At 59.1% G+C, this 25,602-nt stretch carries 24 protein-coding genes, 1 tRNA gene and 2 riboswitches; of the genes, 15 read left to right on the top strand and 10 right to left on the bottom strand.

From position 1 onward, the window contains the following. Positions 1-58: 58 nt before the first annotated feature. From ACR0MS_RS07595 to ACR0MS_RS07605, 3 genes are all read right to left on the bottom strand, one after another. Positions 59-424: a hypothetical protein gene (locus tag ACR0MS_RS07595; protein ID WP_480571398.1), complete on the bottom strand. Its 366-nt coding sequence runs from the start codon at positions 422-424 to the stop codon at positions 59-61. Positions 425-533: 109 nt separating this feature from the next. Then, entirely contained in the window at positions 534-1,484 is a 951-nt protein-coding gene (locus ACR0MS_RS07600; protein WP_480571395.1) for an AraC family transcriptional regulator, read from the bottom strand. Positions 1,485-1,610: 126 nt separating this feature from the next. Next, positions 1,611-2,477, bottom strand: coding sequence for a branched-chain amino acid aminotransferase (locus tag ACR0MS_RS07605; protein ID WP_480571392.1), 867 nt, complete (start codon positions 2,475-2,477; stop codon positions 1,611-1,613). 159 nt (positions 2,478-2,636) lie between these two features. On the opposite strand from ACR0MS_RS07605, the gene ACR0MS_RS07610 reads away from it, so the two are divergent. From ACR0MS_RS07610 to dxs, 6 genes are all read left to right on the top strand, one after another. Then, positions 2,637-3,149 carry a MarR family winged helix-turn-helix transcriptional regulator gene (locus tag ACR0MS_RS07610; protein WP_171123984.1) on the top strand — a complete coding sequence of 171 codons (513 nt, stop codon included), beginning with the start codon at positions 2,637-2,639 and terminating at the stop codon, positions 3,147-3,149. Then, entirely contained in the window at positions 3,146-3,847 is a 702-nt protein-coding gene (locus tag ACR0MS_RS07615) for a response regulator (protein WP_480571389.1), read from the top strand. The genes ACR0MS_RS07610 and ACR0MS_RS07615 overlap by 4 nt, the downstream gene beginning before the upstream one ends. Positions 3,848-3,916: 69 nt before the next feature. Next, on the top strand, positions 3,917-4,843 hold the full coding sequence (locus tag ACR0MS_RS07620) for a histone deacetylase family protein (protein ID WP_480571386.1): 927 nt from the start codon (positions 3,917-3,919) through the stop codon (positions 4,841-4,843). Next, complete coding sequence (locus ACR0MS_RS07625; RefSeq protein ID WP_037313918.1) at positions 4,840-5,082, top strand: exodeoxyribonuclease VII small subunit; 243 nt, start codon at positions 4,840-4,842, stop codon at positions 5,080-5,082. Before ACR0MS_RS07620 ends, ACR0MS_RS07625 begins: the two co-directional genes overlap by 4 nt. Then, the gene (locus tag ACR0MS_RS07630; protein WP_480571382.1) at positions 5,083-5,949 is read left to right on the top strand and encodes a polyprenyl synthetase family protein; all 867 of its coding nucleotides are present in this window, start codon (positions 5,083-5,085) and stop codon (positions 5,947-5,949) included. Positions 5,950-5,965: 16 nt separating this feature from the next. Continuing rightward, positions 5,966-7,894, top strand: a complete 1,929-nt coding sequence (gene dxs, locus ACR0MS_RS07635; RefSeq protein ID WP_480571379.1) for a 1-deoxy-D-xylulose-5-phosphate synthase — start codon at positions 5,966-5,968, stop codon at positions 7,892-7,894. 103 nt (positions 7,895-7,997) lie between these two features. On the opposite strand, the gene ACR0MS_RS07640 is transcribed toward dxs, so the two are convergent. From ACR0MS_RS07640 to ACR0MS_RS07665, 6 genes are all read right to left on the bottom strand, one after another. Next, entirely contained in the window at positions 7,998-8,894 is an 897-nt protein-coding gene (locus tag ACR0MS_RS07640) for a metal ABC transporter solute-binding protein, Zn/Mn family (RefSeq protein WP_480571375.1), read from the bottom strand. Beyond that, complete coding sequence (locus tag ACR0MS_RS07645) at positions 8,891-9,793, bottom strand: metal ABC transporter permease (RefSeq protein WP_480571372.1); 903 nt, start codon at positions 9,791-9,793, stop codon at positions 8,891-8,893. The genes ACR0MS_RS07640 and ACR0MS_RS07645 overlap by 4 nt, the downstream gene beginning before the upstream one ends. After that, positions 9,786-10,544 carry a metal ABC transporter ATP-binding protein gene (locus tag ACR0MS_RS07650; RefSeq protein WP_480571369.1) on the bottom strand — a complete coding sequence of 253 codons (759 nt, stop codon included), beginning with the start codon at positions 10,542-10,544 and terminating at the stop codon, positions 9,786-9,788. The genes ACR0MS_RS07645 and ACR0MS_RS07650 overlap by 8 nt, the downstream gene beginning before the upstream one ends. Beyond that, positions 10,544-10,678: a hypothetical protein gene (locus ACR0MS_RS07655; protein ID WP_480571366.1), complete on the bottom strand. Its 135-nt coding sequence runs from the start codon at positions 10,676-10,678 to the stop codon at positions 10,544-10,546. The genes ACR0MS_RS07650 and ACR0MS_RS07655 overlap by 1 nt, the downstream gene beginning before the upstream one ends. Before the next feature lie 208 nt (positions 10,679-10,886). Then, positions 10,887-11,098, bottom strand: a riboswitch (cobalamin riboswitch). Positions 11,099-11,201: 103 nt separating this feature from the next. Next, entirely contained in the window at positions 11,202-12,281 is a 1,080-nt protein-coding gene (locus tag ACR0MS_RS07660) for an FAD-binding oxidoreductase (protein WP_480571363.1), read from the bottom strand. Between the two features lie 4 nt (positions 12,282-12,285). Further along, positions 12,286-13,542 (bottom strand): aromatic ring-hydroxylating oxygenase subunit alpha, encoded by a 1,257-nt coding sequence (locus ACR0MS_RS07665; protein WP_480571957.1) that lies wholly within the window; start codon positions 13,540-13,542, stop codon positions 12,286-12,288. A gap of 83 nt (positions 13,543-13,625) precedes the next feature. Beyond that, positions 13,626-13,829: riboswitch (cobalamin riboswitch) on the bottom strand. Between the two features lie 264 nt (positions 13,830-14,093). Between ACR0MS_RS07665 and xrtT the strand changes: the two genes are divergently transcribed. From xrtT to ACR0MS_RS07690, 5 genes are read left to right on the top strand one after another with little or no spacing between them, the layout of a single operon-like run. Beyond that, positions 14,094-15,548 (top strand): exosortase T, encoded by a 1,455-nt coding sequence (xrtT, locus tag ACR0MS_RS07670; RefSeq protein ID WP_480571360.1) that lies wholly within the window; start codon positions 14,094-14,096, stop codon positions 15,546-15,548. Continuing rightward, positions 15,545-17,641, top strand: a complete 2,097-nt coding sequence (locus tag ACR0MS_RS07675; protein WP_480571357.1) for a VIT and vWA domain-containing protein — start codon at positions 15,545-15,547, stop codon at positions 17,639-17,641. The genes xrtT and ACR0MS_RS07675 overlap by 4 nt, the downstream gene beginning before the upstream one ends. Beyond that, entirely contained in the window at positions 17,638-17,832 is a 195-nt protein-coding gene (locus ACR0MS_RS07680) for a hypothetical protein (protein WP_480571354.1), read from the top strand. Before ACR0MS_RS07675 ends, ACR0MS_RS07680 begins: the two co-directional genes overlap by 4 nt. After that, entirely contained in the window at positions 17,804-18,490 is a 687-nt protein-coding gene (locus tag ACR0MS_RS07685; protein WP_480571351.1) for a response regulator transcription factor, read from the top strand. The genes ACR0MS_RS07680 and ACR0MS_RS07685 overlap by 29 nt, the downstream gene beginning before the upstream one ends. After that, on the top strand, positions 18,484-20,061 hold the full coding sequence (locus tag ACR0MS_RS07690; RefSeq protein WP_480571348.1) for an ATP-binding protein: 1,578 nt from the start codon (positions 18,484-18,486) through the stop codon (positions 20,059-20,061). Before ACR0MS_RS07685 ends, ACR0MS_RS07690 begins: the two co-directional genes overlap by 7 nt. A 1,047-nt stretch (positions 20,062-21,108) precedes the next feature. Here the strand turns inward: ACR0MS_RS07690 and ACR0MS_RS07695 are convergent. Beyond that, a tRNA-Thr gene (locus tag ACR0MS_RS07695) sits at positions 21,109-21,184 on the bottom strand. A gap of 294 nt (positions 21,185-21,478) precedes the next feature. Between ACR0MS_RS07695 and ACR0MS_RS07700 the strand changes: the two genes are divergently transcribed. From ACR0MS_RS07700 to arsB, 4 genes are read left to right on the top strand one after another with little or no spacing between them, the layout of a single operon-like run. Continuing rightward, entirely contained in the window at positions 21,479-22,312 is an 834-nt protein-coding gene (locus ACR0MS_RS07700) for an arsenate reductase/protein-tyrosine-phosphatase family protein (RefSeq protein ID WP_480571345.1), read from the top strand. After that, positions 22,309-23,307 carry an ArsJ-associated glyceraldehyde-3-phosphate dehydrogenase gene (locus tag ACR0MS_RS07705; RefSeq protein WP_480571342.1) on the top strand — a complete coding sequence of 333 codons (999 nt, stop codon included), beginning with the start codon at positions 22,309-22,311 and terminating at the stop codon, positions 23,305-23,307. Before ACR0MS_RS07700 ends, ACR0MS_RS07705 begins: the two co-directional genes overlap by 4 nt. After that, complete coding sequence (arsJ, locus tag ACR0MS_RS07710; RefSeq protein ID WP_480571339.1) at positions 23,304-24,569, top strand: organoarsenical effux MFS transporter ArsJ; 1,266 nt, start codon at positions 23,304-23,306, stop codon at positions 24,567-24,569. Before ACR0MS_RS07705 ends, arsJ begins: the two co-directional genes overlap by 4 nt. Beyond that, on the top strand, positions 24,566-25,597 hold the full coding sequence (gene arsB, locus ACR0MS_RS07715; RefSeq protein WP_480571336.1) for an ACR3 family arsenite efflux transporter: 1,032 nt from the start codon (positions 24,566-24,568) through the stop codon (positions 25,595-25,597). Before arsJ ends, arsB begins: the two co-directional genes overlap by 4 nt. Positions 25,598-25,602: the final 5 nt, after the last annotated feature.

The raw sequence follows: 25,602 nt of genomic DNA on the forward strand, positions 1-25,602 counted from the left end.
GCGGCTCAGATTCTTGAAACTATCACGATGATATTGTGACACCGTGCAATGTGGTCGCTCAGGCAGTTACACCCTCTTCCGGCGTGCTGAGCGAGATGACGGCGACCACCGCCGCGCCGTTCAGCCAGTAGTATACTGCATCCAGCCCCGAAAACCCAAGCAGGCTGGGTGCCGCCAGAAAGGTGATCCCAACCAGCAGGTCGACGGCCAGATGGAATTTATAAGGCAACACACGCCAGAGTCCGAGATGGTGATCCGTCAGCACGGTCAGGACAAAGGCGGCGACCCCGGTGACCACCGAAAGCCACAGAGCCAACGGGTTTGATTGCCCCAACCCCAGAAGAAAGGGCAGCCCCATCAGGGCAAAGGCAACAGGGTAGTCGAGATAGGCGTGAATGTTGCGGGTGACGAAGCGGACAGACATTGAAACTTCCTTTCCTTGTTTGGCATGAGGCCAATGTAGGAAGATCGTGTCGGACGCTTAATTCTGGATCGTTCACAACACTATGCAGATCGTTCAGAATACAGGGCGATCAGTGCATCGAGCGATATGCGGCCGGCGACAGGCCGATCTGCTTTTTGAACACGCGCGAAAAGGCCGCTTCGGAGGCATAGCCAACCTCGGCCGCCGCATCCGCCACGTTCCAGCGCGACTCGGTCAGGCCATGACATGCGATCTGCATGCGCCAGTCCGTCAGATATTGCATCGGCGTCGTGTTCATCTTCTCGGTGAAAAGCTGGGCAAAGGCCGTGCGGGACATGCCCGCCTCTCGCGCGAGCGATTCAACGCTCCACTCCTGCGCCGGGGCCTTGTGAAAAGCGCCCAGCGCGCGCGAGATGCGGGGGTCAGCGAACCCAGCCAAGGCCGAGTCATTCGGGCTTTGATGCTCCAGATGGGCGCGGATGGCTTGTGCGAACAGCACCTCGGACAGTTTCAACGCAATCAGGTCGCCACCGATCCGCGCGCCGCCAACCTCGGATCCGATCATGCGCAGGGTGGATTCGATCCACGCTCCGGCCTCTTCACCGTAATTCTCGATCAGGATGTAAGGAGGCAGCCGGTCTATCAACATATGGCCCGTGCCTTGCCGTCCCGGAGGGCCGGAGAATGAGAAATGGCCGCAAATCAATTGCGTGTCGCGGCTTTTATCCTCGCCACCGTAGATCAGAACGCCGTCGCCGGTATAACCGGATTTCTCAAGCACCTGTTCCAACGGCAGCGCATCCAGTGGCTGCACCTCGTTACACAACAAAGCATGCGCGGCACCATGGGGGATCACGATCAGATCACCTTGCCTTAATCGCAGGATTTCCCCTGTGTTAGAGACATAGACCTTCAATTCGCCACGCTGAACGAAATGAAACCGCGCCACGTTTTCGAAGGCGGGCACCTGAACACCAAAAGGCGGCGTAAATGACGTTCTAAAATAGAACGTGCCCCGCAGGGACAGTCGTGTGAGGATATCGCTGAGCAGGTCCAACATAGGTCAACCCTACACACACTTGCCACAACGTCCAGCCATGTGGACGATCTGCACGAAACCTTGAACGGGGCGCAAAGAAAAACCCCCGCAAACGCGAGGGTTTTAGGTCTTTCAGGTTTTTTCAGACTACGCGCGCACAAGCGCCTCGTAATCCTGAGCGATCTCGCGCGTGATGTCGCCGACTTCAAACGTGTAATCGCCGATCTGCCCAACCGGGGTAACTTCGGCGGCTGTGCCTGTCAGCCAGCATTGCTCGAAATCTGCCATCTCTTCGGGCAGGATGTGGCGCTCGTGAACGGTGATGCCCTTGTCTTTCAGCATCTGGATCACGGTCTGACGGGTGATGCCGTTCAGGAAGCAATCGGCCAGCGGCGTGTGGACCTCGCCATCTTTGACGAAAAACACGTTGGCACCGGTCGCTTCGGCGACATAGCCCCGGTAATCCATGAACAGAGCGTCTGAACAGCCCTTGGCCTCGGCCTTGTGCTTGGAGATGGTGCAGATCATGTACAGACCCGCAGCCTTGGCGTGAACAGGGATGGTTTCAGGGCTGGGGCGTTTCCATTCCGCAATGTCCAGCTTGGCGCCCTGCATCTTGGCGTCGCCGTAATAGGCCCCCCATGGCCAGACGGCCACGGCCATGCGCACCGGGTTCTTGGCCGATGCCACACCCATGTCATCGCCCGACCCACGCCAGACAAGCGCCCGGATATAGGCGTCCTGCAACCCGCTGGCCTTCAACGCCTCTTGCTTGGCGGCTTCGATCTGATCGACCGTATATGGCATCGGGATATCCAGCGCCTCGGCCGAAGCAATCAGACGTTCCGAATGTTCACGGCTTTTGAAAATCTTGCCGTTATAGGCACGCTCGCCTTCGAAGACGGACGAGGCATAGTGCATTGCGTGCGTCAGGATGTGGACCTTTGCATCGCGCCATGGCACCAGCTCGCCATCCAACCAGATGACACCGTCACGATCGTCATACCCCGCCATGCGCAACCTCCTGAACTGGGTCTGATTTCCAATTATTGCGTCAATTAAGTCCGAAGCGGACATAATGTTGCGCAAAAACTGCGATTCGATACCTGTCCGCTCTTGGAATGTCAATAACGCTGACATAAACTCGGCCCCGAGTAACCAATGAGGCATGATATGTCCGACACCCGTCCCGCCCAGGTCTTTGGCGGTGAAAGCCTGTTGTTTCTGACGGATGAGCAACTGCGGCAGGGTATCGAAGCGATGTTCTTCGCGTATCGCGGTTTCACGGCAGACCCGGACCGCATCCTGTCAGAGCTGGCCTATGGCCGCGCACATCACCGGGCCATCCACTTTATCAACCGCGCCCCCGGCACAACTGTAAACAACTTGCTGGCGATTCTCGGTGTCACCAAACAGTCCCTGAACCGCGTTCTGCGCACTCTGATTGACGATGGTCTGGTGGAAAGTCGCGTCGGAACCGTGGACAAACGCGAAAGACACCTATTTTTAACCGATAAGGGAGAGGAGTTGGAGGCCAGATTGTCCGAAGCCCAACGTGTGCGGATGCGCGCCGCCTATAAGGACGCCGGCCCCGAGGCCGTTTCAGGTTTTCGCAAAGTGCTTGAAGCGATGATGGATGCTGATATGCGTCATGCCTATAAGAAACTGCGGGATACCACCTCATGAGCGATATGGACGCCCATCTGCTGATTGTTGACGATGACGAGCGCATCCGTGATCTGCTCAAGAAGTTTTTGATGCGGAACGGCTTTCTTGTCACAGCCGCGCGGGACGCAGCCCATGCGCGGCGGGTTTTGTCGGGTCTGGATTTCGACATGATCGTTCTGGATGTCATGATGCCCGGCGAAGACGGTGTCAGCCTGACCAAGGCTCTGCGGGAGACACACGCGACGCCGATCCTGTTACTGACGGCACGCGGTGAAACCGAACACCGCATAGCAGGGCTTGAGGCCGGGGCCGACGATTATCTGGCCAAGCCGTTTGAGCCAAAAGAGCTGTTGTTGCGCATCAATGCAATTCTGCGGCGCATGCCCGAGACCCCGGCGCAAGAAGCAGCGAGCAAGATTCTGATACTTGGACCGATCCGCTATGATGTAGAGCGGGGCGAGATGTGGCAGGGCGAAGACCCCGTGCGTTTGACCGCAACCGAAAGCCAGTTGATGAAGATTTTCTCGGCCCAGCCCGGAGAACCCATCAGCCGCGCCAAACTGGTCGAGGATCTGGGCCGCGACAAGGGGCAGGCACAGGAACGCGCGGTGGATGTCCAGATCACCCGGCTGCGCCGCAAGATCGAACAGGACCCAAAGCAACCCCGTTATCTGCAGACAGTACGCGGGGCGGGATATATGTTGGCCCCGGATTGATTTTGCCGCTGCGCGGCGATTTTATGCCTTCGGCGAGGATATTTATAGCCAGATGAAGATCGGATCCTGATGAAGACTGCTCTTTTGACTCATGCGGATTGTCTTGAACATGTGACCCCGGACGGGCATCCCGAACGGGTCGCGCGGCTTGAGCATATTCTTCATGCACTGGAATCGTTGGATCTGGACCGAAGGACGGCTCCGCTTGCTGCGGATGATGACCTGCTGCGCATTCACCCCGAAAGTCATATTCGGGACATTCGCAGCAGTCGTCCGACGGAGGGGTACAGGCAGATTGACGGTGACACGTTCATGTCGCCGGGATCGGTGGATGCGGCGTATCGCGCGGCTGGGGCTGTTGTTCGGGCGGTCGACCTTGTTCTGGGCGGCGACTGTCCGAATGCGTTTTGTGCAATCCGCCCGCCGGGGCACCACGCCGAATCTGAAACGGCGATGGGGTTCTGTCTGTTTGGAAATGCGGCGCTGGCTGCCAAACATGCGCTGGATCACCACGGGTTGAGTCGGGTGGCCGTGGTGGATTTTGATGTGCATCACGGAAATGGCACGCAGGATTTGCTGTGGGACGAGGCGCGTGCGCTGGTCATAACCAGCCAGCAGATACCGTTGTGGCCCGGCACCGGACGTCCGGATGAAACAGGGGCTTACGATACGGTTCTGAATATTCCGCTGCCGCCCCGATCCGGTGGAACAGAGATGCGTGCGGCTTATGAATCCCAAGCCTTTCCGCGCCTGCGCGCGTTCAAGCCGGAATTGATCATTATCTCGGCGGGTTTCGATGCGCATCAGGACGATCCTTTGGCAGAGCTTAACTGGTCGACCGGCGATTTCGCGTGGATCACGGCCGAGCTGTGCAAGATCGCCGATGAATGTTGTGACGGGCGTATCGTCTCGACTCTGGAAGGCGGGTATGATCTGAACGCACTGGCCGAGGCCACGCGCGCCCATGTGGAAGAATTGATGAAAGCAGCCCGATGACCGATACTCCTGTAGATCAGATGACTTTTGAACAAGCGATGAAAGAGCTTGAGGCCGTTGTTGGTCAACTTGAGCGCGGCGATGTGGCGCTGGATCAGTCCATTGCCCTATATGAACGCGGTGCGGCTTTGAAAAAGCGCTGCGAGGACGAGTTGAAGCGGGCCGAAGAAAAGGTGGCCGCGATCACGCTGGACGCGGATGGTCAGCCAACCGGGACGACTCCTGTCGAAGGTCAGTAAATGTTTCAGGACATTCTGGCACGGGATGCCGCGCGGATTCAGAAACAGTTCGATCTGGTTCTGAGCGCGCTGGATGATCTGGATATGACCCGTGCGATGGCCTATGCCACCGAAGGCGGCAAGAGGCTGCGTGGATTTCTGGTTCTGGAAAGCGCACGGCTGCACGGTGTGGACCCGGCGCAGGCCATTTGGCCCGCAACGGGGATAGAAGCGCTGCACGCCTATTCTCTGGTTCACGATGATCTGCCTTGCATGGATGACGATGACCTGCGCCGGGGGCGTCCGACGGTCCATGTGAAATGGGATCAGGGAACGGCGGTTTTGGCCGGGGATGCGTTGCAAACCCTGGCGTTTGAGATGTGCACCCGGCCCGAGGTCGGATCGGCCGAGATACGCGCGGAACTGGCCCTGACACTGGCCAAGGCAAGCGGTGCCCAGGGCATGGTGCTGGGTCAGGCGCTGGACATTGCGGCGGAAACGGCAAAATCGCCTTTGTCACTGGACCAGATTACGCGGCTTCAGGCTGGCAAGACAGGTGCCTTGATCGAATGGTCGGCCTGTGCCGGTGCGCGTTTGGCTGGCGAGGATCCCGACCCCCTGCGCCGATACGCGCGGGATCTTGGACTTGCTTTTCAGATCGCTGACGACATCTTGGATATTGAAGGGGACGCGGCGATCGCCGGAAAACGTCTTCAAAAGGATGCAGAGGCGGGCAAGGCAACCTTTGTGTCGCTGCTCGGTCTGGACACCGCCAAGCGCCGGGCGGCCGAGTTGGTGGATCGGGCCTGCGACGCGCTTGAAGTTTATGGGGCACCTGCGGAAACCTTGAAGGACGCCGCGCGCTTCGTTATTGCCCGGGACAGCTAAGCCAGGAACGCGCCAAATGTCAGATCGCCCGAACACGCCCTTGCTGGACCTTGTGAGCCGCCCCGCGGACCTGAGGCAGTTCTCGGACGCGCAACTCCGTCAAGTTGCGGATGAGCTGCGGGCGGAAACGATCTCGGCCGTGTCGGTCACCGGCGGGCATCTGGGCGCAGGGCTGGGCGTGGTGGAACTGACCACGGCGCTGCATGCCGTGTTTGACACGCCGCGCGACAAGATCATCTGGGATGTTGGGCATCAGTGCTATCCCCACAAAATTCTGACCGAACGGCGTGACCGCATCCGTACTTTGCGTATGAAAGACGGCTTGAGCGGTTTCACCAAGCGCAGCGAAAGCCCGTACGACCCGTTTGGCGCGGCGCATAGCTCGACCTCGATCAGTGCGGCACTTGGGTTCTCGGTCGCGCGCGATCTGGGGGGCGTTACGCCCGAAGGATTGGGCGACGCGATTGCCGTGATCGGTGACGGCTCAATGTCGGCAGGCATGGCGTTCGAGGCGATGAACAATGCAGGTCACCTCAAGAAACGCCTGATCGTGATCCTCAACGACAACGAGATGAGCATTGCCCCGCCGGTTGGCGCGCTGTCCAATTACCTGTCCCGAATTTATGCCGAGGCTCCGTTTCACGATCTGAAGGCGGCTGCAAAGGGTGCTGTTTCACTGCTGCCGGAACCTTTCCGCGAGGGCGCGAAACGGGCCAAGGAAATGCTCAAGGGCATGGCGGTCGGCGGCACCTTGTTTGAGGAGTTGGGGTTTTCCTATATCGGCCCGCTTGATGGTCACGATATGGACCAGTTGCTGCCGGTTCTACGCACGGTCAAGGCGCGGGCGACAGGTCCGATCCTGATCCATGTGCTGACCAAAAAGGGCAAGGGATACGCCCCGGCAGAGCAAGCCCGCGACAAGGGCCATGCAACGGCCAAGTTTGATGTTGTGACGGGCAAGCAGAAGAAAGCGCCGTCAAACGCGCCATCGTATACCTCGGTCTTTGGCAAGACGCTGGTGGATGAGGCCGCGCGGGACGACAAGATCGTTGCCGTCACTGCCGCAATGCCGGATGGAACCGGCCTGAATCTGTTTGCCGAACGCTACCCCTCACGTTGCTTTGACGTAGCGATTGCCGAACAGCACGGCGTGACATTTGCTGCGGCCCTGGCTGCGGGCGGGATGAAGCCGTTCTGCGCGATGTATTCGACCTTTTTGCAGCGCGGTTATGACCAGGTCGTGCATGACGTGGCCATCCAGCGCCTGCCGGTCCGGTTCGCGATTGACCGCGCGGGCCTTGTGGGGGCAGACGGGGCGACCCATGCGGGGTCATTCGACATTGCCTACCTCGCCAATCTTCCCGGCATGACCATCATGGCCGCCGCGGACGAAGCCGAACTGGTGCACATGGTTGCCACGGCAGCGGCCCATGACGACGGACCAATCGCTTTCCGCTATCCGCGCGGCGAAGGGGTCGGGGTGGACCTGCCCGAACGCGGTGAGGTTCTGGAAATCGGCAAGGGGCGCTTGATCCAGAAAGGAGCGCGCGTGGCGTTGTTGTCCTTCGGCACGCGCTTGGCCGAAGTGCAAAAAGCGGCCGAGGCCCTGTCAGCGCGCGGGATCACGCCAACAATTGCGGACGCCCGGTTTGCCAAGCCTTTGGACCGCGACCTGATTCTGGACCTTGCGGCCAATCACGAGGCTCTGATCACCATCGAAGAGGGTGCGATCGGCGGTTTCGGCTCTCACGTGGCGCAATTGCTGGCGGACGAAGGCGTGTTCGATCACGGCCTGAAATACAGGTCGATGGTTCTGCCCGATATCTTCATTGATCAGGCAAGCCCGGCGGACATGTATGCCGTGGCGGGAATGAATGCCGAACAAATCGAAGCCAAGGTGCTTTCGGTGCTGGGCGTTACCACCATCGGTGAAAAGCGCGCCTGAACACGCCAAACGGCAGAACAGAAAAAACCGGAGCTTTCTGGCCCCGGTTCAATGCGTCCGCGAGGCGTCAGTAAGTCTGACCACCTCGCGAAGAAACTTCTAATCAGCTTGCCGGTTCGCCCAGCGCGTTCATCAGCGTACCCAGATTGTGCTGGAACATCGCAAGATAGCTGGTCGCCGGGCCACCCCGCTCGGACAGCGCGTCCGAGAACAGGCGGCCGCCGATGACGATGCCGGTCTCATCCGAGATTTGCTGAACCAGAGCCGGGCTGGTGATGTTTTCCACAAACAGGGCGGCTGCACCTTCGGCCTTCAGTTGGTCGATCAGGACGGCCAGATCTTTTGCGGATGGCTCCGCCTCGGTGTCGATCCCGACGGGGGCCAGGAAGGTCAGGCCGTAAGCATCAGCCAGATATCCAAACGCATCATGCGCTGTCACGACGGTGCGGCGGTCCGCAGGCAGATCCGCCAGCTTGGACTTGGTCTCAGTGTCCAGCGCCTCAAGCTCGGCGATATAGGCGTCAGCATTGGCCGTGATCTGATCCGCGTGCTCTGGCATCGCCGCTTTCAGAACATCCGCAACATTGGTCACGTAGACCACCCCATTCGACAATGAGTTCCACGCATGCGGGTCGATTTCGCCGTCGACTTTGACCGGAGCAATCCCATCTGTGGCGACGTGTACCGTCGCATCAGTACCCGATTCCGAAATCAGCGTGTCGGACCATGTTTCAAAGCCCAGACCGTTGACAAAGATGATGTCTGCCTTGGCCACGGCTTTGGCGTCGGCGACCGAAGGCTGATAGACATGCGCGTCTGCATCCGGGCCCACGATCGTCGTCACATTGGCCAGATCGCCGACGACCTCTTCGACCATGTCCCCGAGGATCGAGAAACTGGCCACGATCTGGACGTCGTCCTCACCTGCAAGGGCCGGAAATGCGACCAGGGCAAGCGAAGCCGAGGCGATGCCGGCATAGAGCGATTTCATAAGAGTCATTGGGCTTTCTCTTCTTGTTGAATCTGGGCAACGGGTATGTCGCTGGAAACGGCTGGTTTGCGGGCTCTCTTGCCAAATCCAAGTGGGCCGAAGATGGCCGAGATCAGGAAGATTCCCCCTGCAACCAGAACAATGGCCGGGCCGGACGGGGTCTCTGGGAACAGATAAGACAGGGTCAGTCCGATCCAACAACTGGACAGCGCAAAAACGAAGCCCAGAACCAGTTGAGCTGTAATGGTGCTGGCCCAATACCGCGCGGCAGTCGCGGGCAGGATCATCAGACCCACAGCCATCAGCGTACCCAAAGTCTTGAACGCGGCCAGCAGGTTCAGCACCAGCAGCAGCATAAATCCCTGATCGACCAGCCAAGGCCGTCTTGTTTGAGTTTCAAAGAACACCGGGTCACAGGTGCTGACGATCAACGGGCGCAAAATGAACGCAAAGGTCACCAGCGTAACGGTTGCCACCCCGCCCACCAGCAGCATCGACGCGTCGTCGATCCCAAGGATCGACCCGAACAGGAAGCTTTTCAACGGAACAGCCGACCCAGCGGCGGACAGGATGAATATCCCGACCGCCAGCGCGATCAGATAGAGCGACGCAAGGCTGGCATCGCTGCGCAGGATCGTTCTGCGCGCCAACAGTGCCGTCAGCATGGCGACACCGACGCCCGCGATCAGACCGCCGACCAGCAAAGACATGACCGACAGGCCAGCGGTCACGAAACCAATGACAATGCCCGGTGTGATCGCATGCGCCATCGCCTCGCCCGCCAGCGACAGACGCCGCAGAACAAGGAACGCCCCAACCGGCGCGACCGAGGCCGACAAGACGGTCGTGACCACAAAGGCGCGGCGCATGAAGGCAAAGCTCCACATCTCGCTGAGCAGTTCAAACATGCGCGGGCTCCTGCGGTTTTGGGCTGGACCGGAACATCCAGGACGCCTGGCTTTCGGACAAATACCCCTGCGCAACCAAACGATCCGGCGTCAGTACATCGTCCACCGGACCATGCGTGGCCTCTTGCCCGCCCAGAAGCAGGGCGTGACTGCAATGGTCCAGTACCGAAGACAGGTCATGCACCACCAACACGACAGAGCGTCCCTCGTCGCGCCAGCGATGAATAATCGACAGCAGATGCGCCTCAGTGCTTTGGTCAACGGCTGCAAAGGGCTCGTCCAGCAGGATCAGCGGAGCGTCCTGCATGATGACGCGCGCGAACAAGGCGCGCTGCAACTGCCCACCTGACAACATGTGAATCGGGCGGTCAGCGATATCCAGCACTCCAGCCTCATCCAGCGCAGCGGTCATCCGGTCACGCGCCGCGTTGTCCAGCCCTGACCGAAATCCAAACCCGCGCCAGGCACCCATTGCCGCCAAGTCCCGCACGCGAATTGGGAAACGGCGGTCAAACTCTGTCATCTGTGCCAGGTAACCGATTTCGCGCGGACGTCCATTGGGCCAGTTCAGGCTTCCCGACAGCGGATCCATCAAACCCAGCAGCATTTTCACGAACGAACTTTTGCCCGACCCGTTAGCACCCAACACGGCCAGAGTAGTTCCGGCTTCGATATCCATCGTCAGTCGGCGGAACAACGTCAGATCGCGGTACCCAAGCGTCACATCGCGGATTTGCAGAACAGCCGTCATCAGATCACCATGTAAATCGCAAGCCACAGCAGCGCAGACAGCACCAAGGCACCCGCGACCAGAACCGGCACGCTGAACTCGGTCAGGCAGCGCCCGCGTTGGCCCACGGCATAATTTGAGGCGCGGCGCGTCATGGGGTTGCCTCGCAGGGGGTAAGACAAGCGCAATCAGACAGCATTGAGGCCGCGTTTCCCCATCGCGATTTGCGGGGCCGGACCAGACAATTATGCAATGACATACGCATCACCTCCTTCACGCGGACGGGGGACAGGCGAGTGCAAGACAATGGGCGGCGCAACCGCTTTAGACATTGTCATCTCCCTCTGGGACACCCCGCCCAGGTTCTTCAATATTCGGATGGCAGGTCTCCTGACTTGCGGGTCAACGCTGTCCCGATCCTTCCCAGACGAATGTCCAGTGGACGATCTCGGGTCGCTCACCGCCTACAGTTGCGGGGGCAGTCACGGACTTGACCCGTTTGACCGGGTCGCACCGTATTCCCTTTTATCCTTTCCCGCCGACAGCGGTTAGGAACCATCCCAGCGACAAAATAGGAACCGGGTTGATTCGGCAAGGGTCCACACTAGCTTTTGGCGGTTGCACGCCGCAGGGCGGCCCATTGTCAAAGGAAGCGCTATGTTGCGCTTCCCCTTTGGCTTAAACCTCCACTTCGACCTTTCCGATCGGGTTAGAACAGCAGGCAAGAATATATCCTGCCTCGATGTCATCCTCGGAAATCCCGCCATTGTGAACCATGTGAACATCACCAGAGGTTTTCTTGACCTTGCAGGTCCCGCAGACGCCGAAGGTGCAGCCTGACGGGATGTTCAGGCCGACCGAACGCGCCGCGGCCAGAACCGTATCGGTTTCGGCAACCTTGGCGGTCACACCTGACGCGGCAAAGAGGATCTCGGCGCTGCTACCATCGTCTGGGATGACATCATCCAGATCGGGCTGATCTGCCTCGGTCTCAATAGGGGCACCAAAGCTTTCCTGATGGTAGTGGTCCATGTCAAAGCCCAGACCGGCAAGCGCATCGCGCACGGCTTGCATGAACGGTTCAGGCCCACAGCAATAGACCTCACGATCCAGGTAATCGGGCGCCATAAGGCCCAACATCAGCTGGTTGAACTGCCCTTGATAGCCGGTCCAGGGGCGGTAGGGGTCGGCCTCTTCGATCACGAATTTCAGGTCCAGACCATCAGTCCGGCTGGCCATTTGCTCCAGCCGTTGCCGAAAGATGATCTCGGACGGGCGTTTGGCGCAGTTGATGAACACGATGTCGAGATCGCGCCCCTCATCCCACATGCAGGTGGTCATCGACATCATCGGGGTAACGCCTGACCCGGCCGAGATAAACAGGTATTTGCGCGCCCGGCTTTCGGCATTGGTGAACAGCCCCGCCGGGCCGATGGCTTTCAGCCGCGCACCGGGTTTCAGGTTGTCCAGCATCCAACGCGTACCAATACTGTCGGGCTGCGCCTTGGCCGTGATGGTGATCGTACGGGGCCGCGAGGGTGAGGACGAGATCGTATAGGTCCGGTGCACCACCCCGCCCGGCTGACCGGGTGCGGGAATTTCCAGCGTCAGGAACTGCCCCGGCTGATAGGCGAACATCGCCCCCGAGGGCGCGCGGAACGTAAAACTGGCCGTATTCGGCATCTCGGGCACGACCGAGACACATTCCAGCATCTCGCCATCTTCCCAGGTGCGGGCCATGGGGCTGAGGTCATTCATGGCGTTACTCCGCGGCGATGGTGTCGGGGCTCAGGCGCGCCGACAGGGTGTTGCAGTACCAATCGACGAATTGCAGCACGCCGGATTCCTGCGTTGGCGAATAGGGGCCGGGCACATAGGCGGGGCTGTTGATGCCCTGCTGGTTGTCCTCGACCACACGACGGTCTTCGTCATTGGTGGCCATCCAGACCTCGGTCAGGCGCTTGAGGTCGTAATCCACGCCTTCAACCGCATCTTTGTGGACCAGCCATTTTGTCGTGACCTCGGATTCGGTCGGGCTGATCGGCGTGACCCGGAACACGATCGAGTGGTCGGGCAAAAAGTGGTTCCAGGTTGTCGGATAGTGGAATTGGAGCAGCGCACCCGCATCGGCAAAAGGCACCCGCCCCAGCCACCGGCGCACGGCGGTCTTGCCATCCATCGTATAGCTTTCGGCACCCTCTTTCAGCGGCATCCGCGCCACGCGGTACTGCCCTTCCGCGCTAAGCTGGAAGTTGGACGGAATCCCGCCCGCCTCGCAACGGTCGAAATGGGCCTGCAGGTGGGCCGGGGTCTCACCCCCTTCGCCAATACCGGTGACGCTGGGATCGTCGGGATAGGTTCGGCACAGCGCCGGGTGGTTACCGCCGCAGTGATAGCATTCGCGGTTGTTTTCCCAGACCAGCTTCCAGTTGCCATTCTCGACGATCGAGCTTTCAAAGGCCATTTTCGCATTGCCCAGATCATGCGGCTCAAGATAGGGACGCGCGACTTCGGCAAAGGTCTCAAAGTCAGGGGCATCCTCTGCCAGACAGATATAGACCAGCCCGGCCAGCTCGCGGCAATGCACGGTCTTTAGCCCATGTTTCGACGGGTCGAAATCCGGCCCCATGTCGCGCGCCCACAAGAGCGAGCCGTCCAACTCATAGGTCCATTGATGATAGGGGCACACCAGCTTGGGCGCATTGCCTTTGGCGGCTTTGCAAATGACCGAGCCGCGATGACGGCAGGTGTTGTGAAAGGCGCGGATCTGACCATCGGCCCCGCGCACGATGATCACGCGATAGGCGCCCACATTATAGGTGACGTAATCGCCCGATTTCACCAGTTCACAGGCGGGAATGGCAAACAACCATTCGCGGTAGTGAATGGCGTCGAGATCGGCCTGAAAAATCGCAGGGTCGGTATAAAACGCCTGCTCCAACGCATGGGTTGGATTTCGTCGCGCCAACAGGCTTTGAATGCTGTTCACTTCTGGCTCTCCTGCCGCACCGTGCGGCATTTCTTGGGCGAATGACACAGGAGAGCCGCCCGGAACCGTGCGAGGATCACGTCCGAAACCAAAGCCCCCCACCGCCACCCGCGGTTTGGCATATCTGCGAGGCTGGTTTCCGGACTCGGAAGGGGCTTGCGCCCGTTTTCGACACCTTCCCGGGATCCTCCTCCCAGTGGTTGATTGCCGAACCTGACCTTCTTTACCGTTGCGGGGGCAGTGCCGGATTTACACCGGCTTCCCAATTCTCCGCAGCCTGAGAATCAGACGGCGGCACCTCTTGCGGGCAAAATATTTCAGCACCGATCTGGCGCTGAAATACTTGCGACCTTTCCAGTTGCAAAACAGACATCCAGACACGCGGGCGAAATCTGATTGCGGCACTTGTATCGCCATCGGTACGGTCGATGGTTCGAAGGTCAAAGCCCGTTCGTTTTCAATATGATATTGGGCTTCAAGCCTTGCCGCGCGTTCAGTCTTTTCTTCGGTGCCCGGCATCTCATCAAAATCTGCACATGTTGGGCAGGGGAACTGCGCAATCACCGCCCAAAACTGGCGGCATGAAACACGCAATCTCAGACATATTTTTATGGTGCGCCTTTGCGACCGCATCCGCAATTCTGGCCGCTCAGCCCCTGCTCTGGCTGGTCCAAAGCTGGGTTAGCCCGGCCTACGACTCTTACGGATATATCTACATTCTGCTGATCGTCGGGCTGAGCGGCCTGAGCCTGATAAGCGGCCCACCGACAAAGCCAGGCACTCAGGTCCCGGTGATCGGCTTGCTGTTGCTCTCCGCACTCATCCGGCTGCTGGGGCAGGTTCTTGCGGTCAATATCCTGAGCGCGCTTGCGCTTGCTCTGGATGTATTTGCGCTGGTTGGTCTGTTGCGGCTGGATCGGCGGCCGTTTGCGCTGTCGCCGTTCTGGATGGCCGTTCTGTTCCTGTTTTCCTTGCCAACGGAAATGGTCCTTCAGCGCACGATCGGATTTCCGCTGCAAATGATCTCGGCAGAGTTGTCCTGCCACATGCTTGGGGTTTTTTATCCGGGCGTTGTCTGTGACGGCGTGCGGATCACCCTGGAGCAAAAGGACATTCTTGTGGACCTGCCCTGTTCCGGGGCTTCGGGTCTTTTGCTGTCCATGGCCTTTGTGGTCACGCAAAACGCCGTCATGCGCCCGCGCTGGCATATCAGCGGCCTCAGCCTGTTGGCCGTGATCGGAAGTGCCGCGCTGGGCAACAGCCTGCGCATTTCCCTGTTGGCGGCGGGTCTTGTGCATGATCTGGATGTGATGGCCGAACCTTGGCACACGCTGATCGGTCTGGTCACACTGGGCCTGACGGTTGCACCCTTTGCCCTATTCTATCGGCCCCGCCCAAAAGGGGCGCGCCGTGCATTTTTGCGGCGACAACCGATGTCCCTGCCCAAGCCCATCAAAGCAATAGTGGGTCTTGCCTGTTTGATCGGCAGTGTCGCCATCGTGTCGCTAAAGGCCGACCCGGTGGATGTGTCGGGCAGTGTTATGGCACCACCATTGCCTGCGCAGATTCACGGTCACGTGGCCCGAAACGTGCCGCTGACCAAGATGGAAGCGGTCTATTTCGAAGCCTATGGCGGACAAGCGCAGAAGGCACAATTTGGTCCCTTGGGATTGAATGTGGTCAGCACCCGCGCACCGCTGCGCCATCTTCATGCACCCGAGATTTGTCTGCGGGGTCTGGGATACACGGTGCGGTTCCTCGGCACCCGTTATGACGGCATCCCCAGCGCCTATTACAAGGCCACCGGACCGGATGGGAACGCCTGGCTGGTGGCGGTTAGCTATGTCTCGCAAGGGGGGCAGGTCACCCCCAGCGTGGGCGAGGCGATCTGGCGCTGGATGAACGGATCCGGCGGCACCTGGAGCAGCGTGCAACGGATCACCCCGTGGACCCTGGACACCCAACTGCGCAGCGCGCTGGACGCCGCGGCGATCGCGGCCCTCGACATTCAAACCATCAAAGGAACGGACATATGATACGCCAGATTGCTATTCTCTTTATCTCATTACCCGCGCTATGGACTGGCTCTGCTTACGCGCAAGAGCAGGACGACATCGCGGGACGGCTGGTTGCAACAGGCAGTGCGGGCCAGTTGGACCTGCCGATGCTGAAATCTGACCTCAAGGTCGATATTCAGGGCGACATGGCGACGGTTCAGGTTCGGCAGGAATTCGTAAACCCTTCGGACCAACCGATGTCGGCGGAATACCTGTTCCCGCTCAACCAGAAGGCTGCGGTTTTTGCGATGCAGATGCAGGTCGGCGACGAGGTGGTCGAGGCACAGATCCAGCGCAAACATGAAGCCGAAGAGACGTTCGAACAGGCCAAACAAGACGGAAAAGCCGCAGCGCTTCTGACCCAGCACAGACCCAATATGTTCACGCAGTCAGTTGCCAACCTGATGCCGGGGCAGCCGATCACGGTGACCCTAAGTTATGTGCAGCCTGTTCCAAAGATAGATGACGCCTATGAGCTGGTCCTGCCGCTGGTCGTTGGGCCGCGCTATCAAGGGGCGCTGAATTCTGACCGGGGGTCGGATACCGCGACGCTGGCCGAGTTTACCGAGGATGCCCCTGCCCCGGAACAGGTGCACGAAATCAACGGCTGGCAGGTGTCTGAATTGCCAGCATATCCACCGGTGTTCGGGCTGACCCTTTCCGACACCATAGACCCTGCCCGCGTCTCGCTGGACCTGAACCTAAGCGCGGCTGTTCCTGTCTCTGCCCTGACAAGCGCCACGCATGACCTGCAGGTCACCCAGTCTGGCGACACGATCAGCGCCGTGTTCCAGGACGGTCGGGTCATCGACAATCGTGACCTTGTTCTACGCTATGAACTGGGCGGCGATCAGACAAGCGCAGGCGTTCTCGCCCATCATGACGCGCGCGGAGGGTTTGTCTCCCTTCTGATCGAGCCGCCGAAAATACCGCAGGCAGATCAGATTACCGCGCGGGAACTGGTCTTTGTGCTGGATACGTCAGGATCAATGGGCGGTGACCCGCTGAATGCCAGCAAACGCTTTATGGAGGCGGCCCTGCAAGGATTGCGCCCGGAGGATTATTTCCGCGTCATCCGGTTTTCGTCTGGCTCATCCGAGTTCACGTCGAACGCGGTTCCGGCCACCCATGCCAACATCAATGCCGGGTTGCGCTTTGTCCGGGGCCTGCAGGCCGGAGGCGGGACCGAGATCGACAACGCAATCCGTCACGCTTTTGCGACGCGGCAGCCGGAAAATACCCTGCGCATCGTCGTTTTCCTCAGCGATGGTTATATCGGCCAGGAGGCACGTGTCCTGCGCACGATCCGTCAGCAGATCGGTGATGCCCGCATTTACGCCTTTGGCGTCGGCACTGCGGTGAACCGGTATCTTCTGGATGCGATGGCCGAGGAAGGGCGCGGCTATGCCCGGTATGTCGACCCAACCGAAAACGCGTCTGATGTGGCCGACATGCTGGCGCGGGATCTGAAATCTCCGGTTCTGACGGATATCTCGGTCGATTGGGGCGACCTGCACGTCACCGACGTGGTTCCGGAACGCATTCCAGACCTGTTCGACGGCGGATCCATCCGGGTATTGGCAAGGTACGAGGGCGGCGGGCCAAGTGACATCACGATCAACGGGCTGGTCCGAGGGGCACAGGCGCAAATGCCGCTGTCGCCGGTTCTGCCATCAACGCCTGAAGAAACGGACGGCGCGGGTCACGGCACAGCGATCCCGCTAACATGGGCGCGCACAAAAATCGCCGATCTCGACCGGGCCATGGCCGTGCAAAGCGGAAACCCGAAACAGCTTGAGGCGCAGATCACCGATCTTGGACTGCAGTTCAACCTTCAGACGCGCTATACCTCGTTTGTCGCGGTGTCCAAGACGGTTGTGAACGACAGCGGAGTGTCGGCTGAACCCACCGCAGTGGCGTTGCCGCAGGTTGCTGGCGTTGGTCCGGGTGCCTACCCAAATGCCACGTTCAGCGGCTCCTCAACGCCGGAACCGCAAACGCTTTTCGGACTGATGATCCTGATGGCACTGGGCATGCTGCGCCTGTCCCGCATTCGCAGGGTGCGGGTATGAGGGGCGTTCCCTACAAGTTGCGCACGGATGCATGGTGGCTGGGCGATGATTTCGTCCGGCACCGCCAGCCGCTGCGCGCTTCGGCGCAGGGTTCTCTTGACCCGATCAAGGGCAGTATGGTCTCTGATCGTGACTTTGGTGAAACTTCGACAGCGGAGGCGCATGGTGAACCACATTCTGATCGCAGATGACGACGCCCGTATTCGCGATGTCGTGCGGTTCGCGCTGGAGGATTCCGGTTTTCGAACAACTGAAGCCGCAACCGGTCAGGGCGCGCTGGACCAATTTGACAGAGCCCCGACCGACCTTGTCATACTGGATATCGGCATGCCGGACATGGACGGTTTGGAGACCTGCAGGGAACTTCGCAAATTCTCGACCGTACCGATCCTGTTTCTTACCGCCCGCGACGATGAGATCGACCGCATTCTTGGGTTTCAGCTTGGCGGCGACGACTATGTCACGAAACCCTTCAGCCCGCGCGAGCTGGTCCTGCGGATCAAAGCCATCCTTGCCCGCGCAAGCGCATCAAAGCCACCGGTCGACGCCACGGTATATCAGGACCTGCGTCTGGATCAGGACGCCCATCGCTGCACCCTTGCCGAGGCCGAGGTGCAACTGACCGGGATCGAATTTTCAGTCCTGTCGATACTCGCCAAAGCGCCGGACAGGGTCTATTCACGCGCGCAGCTGATCGAGCTGGTCTATGGTCAGAACACCTATCTTTCTGGCCGAACTGTAGACAGCCATATCCGCAATATCCGACAGAAAGCCCGCGCTCTGGGCTATCCCGACCTGATCCAGACCGTCCACGGCGTCGGGGTAAAGTTGGGCAGCTGTCAGTGCTGACGATAACGCAAAAATGGCGGCCATCCCTTGCCTTGGTCGTTTCACTGGTCTGCATGGCGCTTGTAACGCTTCCGATTATCGGCGTTCTGGGCGCGCGTCTTTCCAGCAACCAGTTTGCACGCGAAACCGAACGCAGCCTGCTGTCTCAGGCCGTCATCTTCGCCGAACTCTATGCCGCCGGATTTTCCGAAAACCAGCCAGTGCCGGAATACGGCCACAGATTATCAGACGAACAAATCGAACATCTGGCTCAGGATCATCATCCTATCCCACCGCGTCTCGACCTGTTTCGCGGACAAGTTTCCCCGCCGCGACCGGACCCGGTTGCAAGTGACCGGCCCTTGGATGCACCCTATGCAGTGATGTCCGAACGGCTGTCTGAACTGGCGAGTGCGGCCAAGAAAACAACTCTGTCAGGTTATGTTTTTCTGGATCATTCCGGGCAGGTCATAGCCAGCAGCGGGTCGGTGAGCGGGTCATTCGAACATGTCCCGGAAGTGGTTCAGGCGCTGCAGGGGCAAACCGTCTCATTACTGCGGTATCGGGACGACCAATCCAAACGGCACGTGCTGAACTCGATCAGCCGCGACACGGGCTATCGTGTGTTTGTCGCACATCCCGTGATTTTGGAAGACCGGGTCATAGGCGCGGTTTATCTGTCGCGCACCCCCATGGACCTTCGGAAATTCCTGTATCAGGAACGGGTCATGCTGGCCTCTGTCGCCGTGTTCATGCTGCTGTCGGCTGCGGGTGTCGGCTGGTTGATGTGGCGGCTGATTTCAAAGCCGATCCGCGACCTGAGTAACCAGAGCCGCGATGTCGCCAGCGGCTTGAAACCGGCCCCGGACCCTGTGCACCATTTTGGCGTGCGGGAGCTTGCGGATTTGGGCAATAACGTCGCTTCCATGGCGGCGACCCTGTCCGAACGATCCGCAGCCATCGAAACCTATACAAGCCACGTTACGCACGAGTTGAAGTCACCGGTCACCGCAATTCTGGGTGCAGCCGAGTTGCTGTCGGATGGACCCTCCGCCGTATCCGGCGAGCGCAGCCAAAAGCTGGTTCGCAATATCCAGGAAGAGGGCCTGCGCATGAACGCATTGCTGGCCCGTCTGCGCGAGCTTGCCCGGGCCAGCACTCAATCTGACCCGCACCCGACACCGCTTTCGGATATCGTGACCGCCGCAGCCGTCGCGTTTTCTGATCAGGACATCACGCTGAACGCGCCGCCGGGTTTGCGCCTGCCGCTGTCCATAGATCAGGGCCAGATCATCCTGCACCACCTGATACAGAACGCGTTTCAGAATGGGGCAACACGGGTCACTGTTACATTTGAACCGGACTCCAACAGCCTGATCGTGTCGAATGACGGAACCGGCATTTCCCCGCGAAACCGCGCCCGAATTACAGACCCCTTCTTTACCACCAGGCGTGACGAGGGCGGCACGGGGTTGGGCCTGTCTATCGTCGCAGCCGTATTGCGGCAAGCAGACGCGACAATCGAAGCTCTGGCACCCGAAAACGGTGCCAGCTTCCAGATCAGGTTTTCATCACCTATTGAACGCCTGTGACATAGCCGCAAGGGGCGCGACGTGTATCTTGGACGATCACAGGAAGCACGTGCGGCAAGCCTCGGCGGGCTGAAAAACCATTTTAGTAAAGCCAAAAGGGGGAAGTGCCCTACCCCTTTGTAGTTCAACCAAAGTTACAACTAAAGGATACACGCCAACAACGACCAGCAGATTTATACGCGGCGCTGGACTAGATTTGGGTTTGGCATAGGCCACCATACCAGCAGATGCAGCTATGAGCTTCGACGGGCGCCGGGTGTATGCGGACCGTCAATTGGGTACGGCTAGCTCTTTCCTGGCTTCCATGCGTGGCCACAACGCAGGCAAGTTACTTTGATCTTGCCACTTCCGACAAAACCAGCCAACAGACCGACCCCGCCCGCAGCGACGCCACCCGCTACAGCTTTACCCAGACCAAACCCTTGCTTCTGAGCAGTCACCTGATCAGAAGCGCAGTTTGGACACCGAATCTTTCTGGGCTTCGGATTATGTTGAGACATATCCAGAATACACTTGCTGCCATAAGTCCGGACGTATCCTTCGGATGTGCCGCAATGGACGCACTTTCCCTCGGTGAACTCATGCTGTTTGCGTAACTCATGATCAGCCCCAGTGGATACGTTGTTTCCACAAAATCGGCAAACGACAGCTTCGGCTTTAATATCTTCCGCGCAATAAGGGCACAGCTTTGTCACGCGGCTGGAAATCCCTCTGTTCATAACGGCTCCTCTATTAACGAAATCGGGCACCTGTGTTCCGTCTGGCTACTAGGAAGTTTGTAAGCCGCCGCAAGACGACCGCCCTGGCCTTTAGACCGGAGCCCTAGACGTACGCCAATACCTCCCTGTCCATAGGGCTCGAGAAGGCATCGTTACGGTCGAAACTGACCGCACGCGGTGGGGTTACAATGCCCCAAGACCAACTCGAATTTCGGTCCTGAGCGCAGCCTAACCCGGATGTCCAAAAACCGAAAGCGCAAACGTTACCTTGCGGGCGCGTCGAAGGTGTTGATTACAGTGCTAAAATCGAAGTGCGATCTGAGAAGGGTGGTGCCGCTGATAGGATTCGAACCTACGACCCCATCATTACGAATGACGTGCTCTACCAGCTGAGCTACAGCGGCTTCCTGGACCCTACTATGGCCCTACTAGTTCTATTCATTTGCCGCGAACCCTTTGGTTTCACAAGTCATTCTCGCGGGGACCCGCTAATTACGAAGGACCTGCTTTACCAGCTGAGCTATTGAGGCAAGCGAAGGACCGTTTAAACGGTCCCGAAGAGGCGTGCAAGTCTTCATCCGCCGGATTTTGTCTGCCGAACCGACACGCGCTGCGCTCTCGTTCTTTGATTGTGAATTATTTGTAACGACACGGATCGGGCGTTGCCGACTCATCAATATTTCTATATTTCATGAAATATGATAGAAGAGATAACCAACCAGCTTGCCATTCTGGGCCATCCGCAACGCATTTCGGTATTTCGCATGTTAATGCGACGATTTCCTGACACCGTCCCGGCGGGTGAGTTGGCGACGGAACTGGGGATCAAGCCCAGTACTTTGTCGAACTACCTGAACGCGCTTCAGCGGTCGGGTCTGGTGACCCAAGACCGGTCGGGCACCTCTCTGCTCTATTCGATTGAAATGAAGAACGTGCAGCACATGCTGGATTTCCTGCTGAACGACTGCTGCCGTGGACGACCTGATATCTGTATGCCTTCAACTCAAGGACCTGAGGAAATGACGGATCGGAAATTCAACGTACTTTTTCTATGTGTGGGAAATTCTGCCCGCTCGATCTTTGCTGAATCCCTTCTGCGGACATTGGGCGGGGATCGGTTCAACGTCTATTCCGCGGGCACGCAACCTACGTCGGAACTCAACCCTTTCGCCATTCAAGTGCTAAGCGACAAGGGGCACGATACGATGGCCCTGCGATCAAAGCATATGTCCGAGTTTGCCGCAGACGACGCGCCCGAGATGGATTTCGTCTTTACGGTCTGCAATCAGGCCGCCAACGAAGAATGCCCGGCTTGGGAAGGCCAGCCCATCAGTGGCCATTGGGGAATGGTTGACCCGGTCAAAGCGACCGGCACGGATGCCGAGAAAAGCCTCGCCTTCCAAAACGCCTATGGCGCGCTGAAACGGCGGATTGAGGCGTTCACCTCTCTGCCGGTCGAAAGCCTTGATCGGATCGCATTGCAATCTGCTGTCGATGATATCGGCAGAACCCCCGTTGAGGACACGAAATGACCACTTACGCGGTAAACGGCCTTGGCCGGATGGGAAAACTGGCCCTGAATCCCCTACTGGAAAAGGGCGCCAAGATCGCCTGGATCAATGACGGGGTCGGTGACCCCGAGATGCACGCGCATCTGCTGGAGTTCGACACGGTGCATGGCCGCTGGGATGCCGAGTTCGCGCATGATGCGGATAGTGTAACCATCAATGGCACGCGCCTGCCGTTTATCGGCACTAAGGACCTGACCGACCTGCCGCTGGACGGCGTGGATGTGGTGATCGACTGCACGGGTGTGTTCAAGACCGAGGCAAAACTAGCTCCTTATTTCGAGGCGGGGGTGAAGAAGGTTGTCGTCTCGGCCCCGGTCAAGGACGGCCCGACCGCCAATATCGTGATGGGCGTGAACGAGGGCACCTATGACCCCGCCGCGCATCACATCGTGACGGCGGCGTCCTGCACCACCAACTGTCTGGCTCCGGTCGTTAAGGTCATCCATGAAAATCTGGGTATCCGTCATGGCTCGATGACCACAATCCACGATGTGACCAACACCCAAACCATCGTGGACCGCCCCGCCAAGGACCTGCGACGCGCGCGGTCTGCGCTGAATTCGCTGATCCCGACCACAACCGGGTCGGCCACGGCGATCACGCTGATCTATCCCGAACTGAAGGGCCGCTTGAACGGCCACGCGGTGCGGGTGCCGTTGCTGAACGCCTCGCTGACCGATTGCGTCTTTGAGGTTGAACGCGAAACAACCGCCGAAGAGGTCAACACCTTCTTCAAAGCCGCCGCCGAGGGCGAACTGAAGGGCATTCTGGGCTATGAAACGCGGCCTCTGGTCTCGACCGATTATACCAATGACGAACGGTCTTCGATTGTCGATGCGCCTTCGACCATGGTTGTGAACGGAACGCAGGTGAAAATCTATGCGTGGTATGACAACGAGATGGGCTATGCGCATCGTCTGGTTGATGTGGCGCTGATGGTCGGGGCCGCGCTGTGACCGACCGGCCCGAAGGACTGTCGGCCTATATTGCGGTCACGGCAGCTTATTGGGCTTTCATGCTGACCGACGGGGCCCTGCGGATGCTGGTGCTGTTGCACTTCCATACGATGGGGTTCTCGCCGGTGCAGCTGGCGTATTTGTTCGTCCTTTACGAAATCGCAGGGATGGTCACGAACCTGGCCGCCGGCTGGATCGCGGCGCGGTTCGGCCTGACCTCGACGCTGTATGCGGGGCTTGCGCTACAGGTCGGGGCGCTGCTGGTGTTGACACAACTAGACCCTAACTGGGCTATTCCCGTCAAAGTCGTCTTTGTGATGGTCGTGCAGGGCGCCAGCGGAGTGGCCAAGGACCTGGCCAAGATGTCATCCAAATCCGCCGTGAAACTGCTGGCCCCAACAACGGGCGGAGGGCTGTTTCGCTGGGTCGCCATCCTGACCGGTTCAAAAAACGCGGTCAAAGGGTTGGGCTTTCTGCTGGGGGCCGGTCTGCTGGCAACGGTGGGCTTCATGTGGGCAACACTGGCGATGGCCATTGTTCTGGCCCTCATTCTGGTTGCGGTCTTTGTGTTGATGCCACCCGGACTGCCGCAAGGACGCAAGGGCGCCAAGTTTTCCGAGGTTTTTTCCAAATCCGCAAACGTGAACTGGCTGTCCGCAGCGCGTGTCTTTCTGTTTGGCGCGCGGGATGTGTGGTTCGTGGTTGGTATCCCGATCTATTTCTACGCGGTCCTGTCGGACGGGACCGAAGAAGGAAACCGCGCGGCATTCTTTATGATCGGCACCTTCATGGCCGTCTGGGTCATCCTCTACGGAGCGGTTCAGGCCAGCGCCCCCAAAATCCTGCGCGCGTCCGAACGGACCGAGGGCGACCTGATCCGGGCAGCCCGCACTTGGGCCTCGGCGCTGTTCTGCGTGCCAGCCGCGTTGACGGTGGCTGTCCTGATATCGGCGGGGCCTGAGACATGGCTGACTGCGACTCTGGTTCTTGGATTGCTGGTGTTCGGGGCGATATTTGCAATCAATTCCTCGCTGCATTCCTACCTGATCCTTGCCTTCACCAAGTCCGAGCGGGTCACGATGGATGTCGGCTTTTATTACATGGCAAACGCGACGGGCCGTTTGCTGGGCACAGTCCTGTCCGGCCTGACCTATCAGATCGGGGGGCTTCCACTGGTGCTGGGAACTGCGGCAACGATGGTTGCGCTTGCGGCGCTGACCTCTGGCAAGCTCAGCGATCAGACGAATGAGGCATACTCATGAGCATTTTCGAACGCTACCTGACCGTATGGGTCGCCCTTGCCATGATCGCAGGCGTGCTGATCGGGCTGGCAGCCCCCGGTCTGGTGGCCTTTATCGCATCGGCTGAGGTCGCCAGCGTCAATCTTGTGGTGGCCGTTCTGATCTGGGCCATGGTCTATCCGATGATGGTCAACGTCGATTTCGGCGCTGTCGCTGGGGTCGCCCGTCAGCCCAAGGGCCTTATCGTCACGCTTGTGTTCAACTGGCTGATCAAGCCGTTCACAATGGCTTTGCTGGCTGTCTTGTTCTTTGACTACGTGTTTGCCCCGTGGATTAAACCGGAAGACGCCGCGCAATACACGGCTGGCCTGATCCTGCTGGGCGCGGCCCCTTGTACGGCGATGGTGTTGGTCTGGTCTCAGCTTACCAAGGGGGATGCGACCTATACACTCGTGCAGGTGTCGGTGAACGACCTGATTATGGTCGTGGCCTTTGCCCCGATCGTCGCGTTTCTGCTGGGGGTCACCGATATCTCGGTCCCGTGGCAGACCTTGGTTCTGGCAACGGTTCTCTACGTGGTGTTGCCCCTGATTGCCGGTCTGCTCACGCGGCGCAAACTGGGCTCGCAAGAGGCCATTGACGCATTCTCGGCGCGGGTAAAGCCGTGGTCCGTGCTGGGCCTGATCACCACAGTGGTCATCCTGTTCGGCCTGCAGGGGCAAACCATTCTGGCCAAGCCGCTGGTTATAGTGCTGATCGCCGTGCCCATTCTGATCCAAAGCTACGGCATTTTTGCACTGGCCTATGGTGCGGCCTATGCACTGAAGGTGCCCCATCGCATCGCCGCACCTTGCGCCATGATCGGCACATCCAACTTCTTTGAACTGGCGGTCGCCGTCGCCATCAGCCTGTTCGGGCTGAACTCGGGCGCGGCCCTGGCAACCGTTGTGGGGGTTCTGGTCGAGGTTCCGGTGATGCTGTCACTCGTGACTTTTGCGAACCGCACACGCAACCGGTTTCCGGATTCGGCGGTCCCGCAAAAGGTATGACCGCG

The sequence above is a fragment of the Ruegeria sp. CJ2 genome, from assembly GCF_056536745.1.

What these genes read in the sequence shown, in the direction of transcription:
- ACR0MS_RS07595 (WP_480571398.1), bottom strand. Translation starts at nt 424, where the DNA reads ATGTCTGTCCGCTTCGTCACCCGCAACATTCACGCCTATCTCGACTAC.
- ACR0MS_RS07600 (WP_480571395.1), bottom strand. Translation starts at nt 1,484, where the DNA reads ATGTTGGACCTGCTCAGCGATATCCTCACACGACTGTCCCTGCGGGGC.
- ACR0MS_RS07605 (WP_480571392.1), bottom strand. Translation starts at nt 2,477, where the DNA reads ATGGCGGGGTATGACGATCGTGACGGTGTCATCTGGTTGGATGGCGAG.
- ACR0MS_RS07610 (WP_171123984.1), top strand. Translation starts at nt 2,637, where the DNA reads ATGTCCGACACCCGTCCCGCCCAGGTCTTTGGCGGTGAAAGCCTGTTG.
- ACR0MS_RS07615 (WP_480571389.1), top strand. Translation starts at nt 3,146, where the DNA reads ATGAGCGATATGGACGCCCATCTGCTGATTGTTGACGATGACGAGCGC.
- ACR0MS_RS07620 (WP_480571386.1), top strand. Translation starts at nt 3,917, where the DNA reads ATGAAGACTGCTCTTTTGACTCATGCGGATTGTCTTGAACATGTGACC.
- ACR0MS_RS07625 (WP_037313918.1), top strand. Translation starts at nt 4,840, where the DNA reads ATGACCGATACTCCTGTAGATCAGATGACTTTTGAACAAGCGATGAAA.
- ACR0MS_RS07630 (WP_480571382.1), top strand. Translation starts at nt 5,083, where the DNA reads ATGTTTCAGGACATTCTGGCACGGGATGCCGCGCGGATTCAGAAACAG.
- dxs (WP_480571379.1), top strand. Translation starts at nt 5,966, where the DNA reads ATGTCAGATCGCCCGAACACGCCCTTGCTGGACCTTGTGAGCCGCCCC.
- ACR0MS_RS07640 (WP_480571375.1), bottom strand. Translation starts at nt 8,894, where the DNA reads ATGACTCTTATGAAATCGCTCTATGCCGGCATCGCCTCGGCTTCGCTT.
- ACR0MS_RS07645 (WP_480571372.1), bottom strand. Translation starts at nt 9,793, where the DNA reads ATGTTTGAACTGCTCAGCGAGATGTGGAGCTTTGCCTTCATGCGCCGC.
- ACR0MS_RS07650 (WP_480571369.1), bottom strand. Translation starts at nt 10,544, where the DNA reads ATGACGGCTGTTCTGCAAATCCGCGATGTGACGCTTGGGTACCGCGAT.
- ACR0MS_RS07655 (WP_480571366.1), bottom strand. Translation starts at nt 10,678, where the DNA reads ATGACGCGCCGCGCCTCAAATTATGCCGTGGGCCAACGCGGGCGCTGC.
- ACR0MS_RS07660 (WP_480571363.1), bottom strand. Translation starts at nt 12,281, where the DNA reads ATGAATGACCTCAGCCCCATGGCCCGCACCTGGGAAGATGGCGAGATG.
- ACR0MS_RS07665 (WP_480571957.1), bottom strand. Translation starts at nt 13,542, where the DNA reads ATGCCGCACGGTGCGGCAGGAGAGCCAGAAGTGAACAGCATTCAAAGC.
- xrtT (WP_480571360.1), top strand. Translation starts at nt 14,094, where the DNA reads ATGAAACACGCAATCTCAGACATATTTTTATGGTGCGCCTTTGCGACC.
- ACR0MS_RS07675 (WP_480571357.1), top strand. Translation starts at nt 15,545, where the DNA reads ATGATACGCCAGATTGCTATTCTCTTTATCTCATTACCCGCGCTATGG.
- ACR0MS_RS07680 (WP_480571354.1), top strand. Translation starts at nt 17,638, where the DNA reads ATGAGGGGCGTTCCCTACAAGTTGCGCACGGATGCATGGTGGCTGGGC.
- ACR0MS_RS07685 (WP_480571351.1), top strand. Translation starts at nt 17,804, where the DNA reads ATGGTGAACCACATTCTGATCGCAGATGACGACGCCCGTATTCGCGAT.
- ACR0MS_RS07700 (WP_480571345.1), top strand. Translation starts at nt 21,479, where the DNA reads ATGATAGAAGAGATAACCAACCAGCTTGCCATTCTGGGCCATCCGCAA.
- ACR0MS_RS07705 (WP_480571342.1), top strand. Translation starts at nt 22,309, where the DNA reads ATGACCACTTACGCGGTAAACGGCCTTGGCCGGATGGGAAAACTGGCC.
- arsB (WP_480571336.1), top strand. Translation starts at nt 24,566, where the DNA reads ATGAGCATTTTCGAACGCTACCTGACCGTATGGGTCGCCCTTGCCATG.